The organism is Microvirga sp. KLBC 81 (assembly GCF_003075415.1).
Classification (GTDB): domain Bacteria; phylum Pseudomonadota; class Alphaproteobacteria; order Rhizobiales; family Beijerinckiaceae; genus Microvirga.
Map to the genome: position 1 here is coordinate 1 of NZ_QDAH01000356.1, position 508 is coordinate 508.

Annotated in this window: 1 protein-coding gene; it reads left to right on the forward strand. The window is 61.6% G+C overall.

Annotation, left to right across the window (positions count from 1 at the left end; all coding sequences use genetic code 11):
* Window positions 1-236, forward strand: a 236-nt coding sequence (locus DC522_RS34190; RefSeq protein WP_133239478.1) for a peptidoglycan-binding protein, incomplete at its 5' end; no start/stop codon positions are given.
* Between the last annotated feature and the right edge of the window lie 272 nt (window positions 237-508).

The window sequence follows — 508 nt, forward strand, 5'->3', positions numbered from 1 at the left end:
AGATGCCGGCAGCCTGGCAGGACGCCCCGACCACCATTGCCGGTGTCGACATGAAGAAGGCGGTGCAGAACATCCAGCGCATCCTGGCCAAGAACGGCTATGATGCTGGCGGCACCGACGGCGTCATGGGCGACCGCACCAAGAAGGCGATCATGGCCTTCCAGACCGACAACGGCCTGCCGGCCACCGGCTCGGTCGACGAGCCGCTGGTCAAGGCACTGCTGGCGAAGAAATAAGGCTCGCGCTGACGTTTCGGCCAGCACCTTCTCCCCTTGCGGGAGAAGGTGGCCTCGCCACAGGCGATGTCGGTTGAGGGGTGCTGGACGGATCGCGAGTTTGCTGGCCAGACGAGGCAGCCATGCCTCAATCCTCCGCGTTCAGGCAGTGCAACTACAACCCAGAGAGCAGCATTTGCGTAACGGAATTGCAGCGTTTCCGCCATTCAAAGAAAAGCAGAAACGCTCCAGGCTCCAAGACTGGTCTGCGATCTACTGCAGGTCTTCCGGAT